Annotated in this window: 8 protein-coding genes; 3 read left to right on the forward strand and 5 right to left on the reverse strand. The window is 49.0% G+C overall.

The genetic code is table 11. The annotated features are described in order from the left end of the window. Positions 1–34: 34 nt before the first annotated feature. From NDA01_RS31370 to NDA01_RS32185, 3 genes are read right to left on the reverse strand one after another with little or no spacing between them, the layout of a single operon-like run. Positions 35–373 (reverse strand): cupin domain-containing protein, encoded by a 339-nt coding sequence (locus tag NDA01_RS31370; protein WP_431193609.1) that lies wholly within the window; start codon positions 371–373, stop codon positions 35–37. A 12-nt stretch (positions 374–385) separates the two neighbouring features. Beyond that, positions 386–817, reverse strand: a complete 432-nt coding sequence (locus NDA01_RS32180; protein ID WP_431193610.1) for a hypothetical protein — start codon at positions 815–817, stop codon at positions 386–388. Between the two features lie 54 nt (positions 818–871). After that, the gene (locus tag NDA01_RS32185) at positions 872–1162 is read right to left on the reverse strand and encodes an SAM-dependent methyltransferase (RefSeq protein WP_431193611.1); all 291 of its coding nucleotides are present in this window, start codon (positions 1160–1162) and stop codon (positions 872–874) included. A 339-nt stretch (positions 1163–1501) separates the two neighbouring features. Between NDA01_RS32185 and NDA01_RS31380 the strand changes: the two genes are divergently transcribed. From NDA01_RS31380 to NDA01_RS31390, 3 genes are all read left to right on the forward strand, one after another. Continuing rightward, a complete protein-coding gene (locus tag NDA01_RS31380) occupies positions 1502–2245 on the forward strand; it encodes an alternative oxidase (protein ID WP_348231135.1) in 744 nt (247 codons plus the stop codon). Positions 2246–2277: 32 nt separating this feature from the next. Then, the gene (locus tag NDA01_RS31385) at positions 2278–2652 is read left to right on the forward strand and encodes a group I truncated hemoglobin (protein ID WP_348231136.1); all 375 of its coding nucleotides are present in this window, start codon (positions 2278–2280) and stop codon (positions 2650–2652) included. Positions 2653–2742: 90 nt separating this feature from the next. Further along, positions 2743–3099 carry a hypothetical protein gene (locus NDA01_RS31390; RefSeq protein WP_348231137.1) on the forward strand — a complete coding sequence of 119 codons (357 nt, stop codon included), beginning with the start codon at positions 2743–2745 and terminating at the stop codon, positions 3097–3099. A gap of 203 nt (positions 3100–3302) precedes the next feature. Here the strand turns inward: NDA01_RS31390 and NDA01_RS31395 are convergent, their stop codons facing one another. Continuing rightward, complete coding sequence (locus tag NDA01_RS31395; RefSeq protein WP_348231138.1) at positions 3303–3614, reverse strand: hypothetical protein; 312 nt, start codon at positions 3612–3614, stop codon at positions 3303–3305. Beyond that, positions 3611–3784 carry a hypothetical protein gene (locus NDA01_RS31400; protein ID WP_348231139.1) on the reverse strand — a complete coding sequence of 58 codons (174 nt, stop codon included), beginning with the start codon at positions 3782–3784 and terminating at the stop codon, positions 3611–3613. Before NDA01_RS31400 ends, NDA01_RS31395 begins: the two co-directional genes overlap by 4 nt. Positions 3785–4276: the final 492 nt, after the last annotated feature.

Here is a 4276-nt window from a genome sequence, read left to right on the forward strand (position 1 = left end):
TCGCTCCCTGTTAACCCCAGCAAAAAATAGACCATTAACCGGCATCCGAAAGTGTTAGCAGAAATGCCAGGTTTGCTGATGCCTTTAATGCATGAGGCGCATTAGCAGGCATCAGCACAAATACGCCAGGTTTCAGGTGAATATCTTGTCCTGTTAATCTCAGCGTTCCTTGCCCTTCAAGTACTTGAACCACGGCGTTGCGAGTTGAGCTATGTTCCGCCATCTTAGTGCCTGCGGCTAGAGACAAGAGAGTGTACTGGCAATGAGGAAGTTTGAGTAACACTTTGCTGAGGATTCCTGTGTCGGGATACTCCAGTTTGTCTTTGAGTTGAGCCGTCAGAGATGAGGGAGTGTGCATTGTCGTAGTCATCATTTTTCTCCTAATCTAGTTTTGTTCTGCACACAAAATGAGATAACCTAACTCGTGTTCGTACTGCTTGAAGACTTGCCGCATCGTCAGTAGGCGATCGCGCAGTTGAGGACGGGTCAGCACATTCCAGAAGAATTTGCTCGCATCAATCAATCCCTCATCTTGAATGACGCGAGCTGGGTTGAGTAACCCCATCACTCCTGTTTGGTGATTCAAAACCTGTAATCCAGCGGTTTGACAGGTGGCAATCCAGTTTGTTTCAGACAATGGCGTAGAGTTGACTCGAATCGCGGCTGCCAGGGCACGATGAATCTCATCTTCGCGATCGTTTACCCGCAACTCATGGGAGAGGAACTTCCCTCTTGGCTTGAGGCGATCGCAAATACCCTGTAAGATTTTGGCTTTACCTGAAGCCGATTGGATGGTAAGAATGGCTTCTGCCAGCACATAGTCAAACTGTCCTGGAATCTGCTCTAAATGGAAAATGTCGCCCTCAATTACCTACACTTGTTCTTCCAACCCAGCGGCTTGAATATTGGCACGAGCACGGGCCACACTTTCAGGGTTCTTTTCGATCCCTACCACCCGAACCCCATATTGTTTGGCGAGGGCGATCGCGCTATTGCCAAAACTGGCCGCCAGCTCTAAAACAGTTTCCCCCGGTTGGAATTGGGCCCAGTGAAACAATTGCCCGGTGGCAGCTTTACCACCCGGTCGCAGAATCTTCTTTCCAGCACTTGCCATCACCTGATGTCCAGGAGCCATTGCAAAATTGATGGTTGATTGAGACATGGCTTATCCTCCAGTTCAGATGTTTCTACTTTGTCAAACTACGGACAAGAGAGATATGAGCTACCTCATGAAGTGTCAACGAAATCTGAGGTTGAAGCATGATAGTAGCCTGAGTGACAGAGCAGCTCAACCAGATGAGACCCAATGACCGTAATCACAAGATGCCTCTCCCTGCACACAACCAGATCTAGGTTTATGAGGTAGCTCATATTCTTGGTGAGAACAATTTGGCAAAGTGAGAGTCACTCACCGATTTGCTTGCCTCTTTTTACTGACCTCTCATGAAGGCGGCAATTCTATCCCTATCCGTTGCGGTAGAAACTTTGGAGGATCTCAATCATGATACGATTGCTCGTTGACTTCTTAGAGACGCTGCTCAACACCTTTTATCGAGGTCGCGATCGCATTTTTGCGCGATTTTTTGTCCTGGAAACAGTGGCTCGGGTGCCTTATTTTGCCTACACCTCGGTCTTACATTTGTATGAAACGATGGGGTGGTGGCGCAAATCTGACTGGCTGAAAGTGCATTTTGCGGAATCCTGGAATGAACTGCACCATCTCCTGATTGCCGAATCTCTCGGTGGCAATGACCACTGGTACGATCGCTCCCTAGCTCGAATTGGCGGATTGATGTACTACTGGGTGATTGTTTTGGTGTATATCCTCAATCCCCGCGCTGCTTACCACTTCATGCAGCAAGTTGAAGAGCACGCCTACCACACCTACGACCTGTTTCTCCAAGCGCACGGCGAAGCACTCAAACAAATGCCTGCGCCAGAAGTCGCCATCAACTACTATCGCGATGGCGACTTGTATATGTTCGACGAATTTCAAACGACACATCCTGAGGCATTTCGTCGCCCTCAAATTGAGAATCTCTATGATGTCTTTGTTGCCGTTCGCGAAGACGAATTAGAGCACGTCAAGACGATGATTGCCTGTCAACAACCTGAAGCACAAGATACGTTCCAAAGCTCCCACACCGAAAACCGCGCTGCCTTGCCAGAGTCGGTGAGAGCCGCGATCGATGCGAAAACGGTGCAAATTGTGCAAGCAGCAGAAAAAGAACCGGTTGAAGTGTAGTCAAGCAATTGCTGAAAAGGATCAGAAGAAATATGGCGACTTTATTTGAAAAACTTGGTGGTGCGGCGGCTGTTGACTTAGCGGTTGACAAATTCTACGCGCGAGTCTTGCAGGATGAGCGCATCAAGCACTTCTTTGCCAATGTCGATATGATGAAACAACGGGCACACCAGAAGGCTTTTCTGACCTATGCCTTTGGCGGAACTGATAGATATGATGGTCGTTATATGCGGCAAGCCCACAAGGAGTTGGTAGAAAAGCAAGGTTTAAACAGCGAACACTTTGATGCCGTTGCGGAAAATTTGATGACAACGCTCAAGGAGATGGGAGTTTCTCAAGATCTAATTGCAGAAGTCGCTGCGATCGCGGCTGCCCCCCAACACAGAAAAGATGTCTTAAACCAGTAAGACTGATAGCTTGGCCTCAATTCTTTGTCACAAAGCGATCGCAGGCTCAGTCAGGTTAGCGTTGTGGAGTCACCCACTCAGGAGTAGACCTTGAGGCAGTTAGTCCTATTCACCTGTACAGCGATCTCAACCCTCGCTCTGGTCAACTGTGGCTCCCGCCAGAAGACAATAGAGTCCAAGCTCGCCTCGATTGACGCTCAGCCCCGTGCCGAGAAGCAATACGCTGCCTTGCTAGACGAGCTTGATTCAAAGTGCCAAGAGGACAAGCAGGCGATCGCGGACCTAACGGTGAGAGCTGTAGAGCTCGTTAAGCAAGCAGACAAGGAGGCAAACCACCTGCAAATGCTTCAAGCGTTACAGGTTGCATCGCACTCAGCCGATTCATCAAAACCAGTGAAGTGTGCTGAGCTTTATGCCGCAATCGTGATATCCATCCAAACTCAGTAGAAAGCCAAGGGCGATCGCTTGAACCGCTTTAAACCGTGTCACCCTATTGCTCAGAATTTCTTCGAGTTTAGTTGCCATCACTCGCGATCTCCTCCATCTCTATCCTTTTACTTTTCCGCTTCCACTTGCCTGCGTCGGTCTCGAATCTCACCCCAAGGTTAGGTCTAGCTTTTGTTGGATTGATTTCTCAAGTTCTTTCTGAATCATGGTGGCTGCTCCTCTCTCAGCCCTAAGCTGACTTCCAATACGGGTATGTAGTAGTCGTGCCAATTTTTGTCAGGCAATAGATCATCCCTCAAGCCTTGGTCTCGCAGCATATTCCGGAGCTGCGTGCCGACACTGAAATGCCAGGAGTTCATCCAAGTGTCAGGTTCTATGGCATGCCTTACCCTGCACTCAGTCTTGAATTCCTCAGGCAGTGTTTGAAATACTGCGATCGCCTTCTCTAGGATGCCGGGTGGAATTTCTCGCAGCTTTTGATCCAAATATCGCCTGCGTTCCTCTGGAGTTTTCATGAGGTGCAATGCCCTGAGTAGTCAATGCCGATGCGAGGCCAGAACTCTTGACCCTCGCGCTCAAGAGCCTCAATCGCCACCACTCTAGCCGCTTGGCTCACGTCGTCTTCTCCCACCCCTTTTGCCAAGTTCAGCATCATGGATGCTCCAGCGTAGCAAGCTCGTTGCATTTCCTGGTGTTGAACTGGAGGGGCGTCCCTCGGGATAACGGAGCGCTCAAACGATTGCCATTGACTTTGTCGTGTTTTTTCATTACTTACTCAAAGAGGTGTGTTTACAGGAGTGCTAAAGAAGTAATGATGCATTTGTAATGATAGGAGCAAAAGCTCTAGAAGCAAGCGAGTGGACTGGGACCCATAGATTTAGTTGATGTGGAGAGGTTGCGATCGCAACAGCCCTGAGCTAAGCGGTGGGCATTCCTGGAGTAGGCTTGTGAAGCGCTTTACCACGACCCATCAACCTTTAACCTCTTCTCTGCTGAGGTCTTTAGCAAGTGAGGCGCGAGTGGGTCGGGGGATTCTAGAGGATTTATCAACGCTCTAGGAGAGGATTATAGCCTTACATAGCTGTGTTAGGACATTATTCTGAAGGAGAAAAGTGTTGGGATAGAACTATGCCTGCCCCTTACAGTTACGACCTGCGGCAAAAAGCGATTGAAGCGT

Source organism: Trichocoleus desertorum AS-A10 (assembly GCF_039962155.1).
In the GTDB taxonomy this organism is placed as follows: Bacteria; Cyanobacteriota; Cyanobacteriia; order FACHB-46; family FACHB-46; genus Trichocoleus.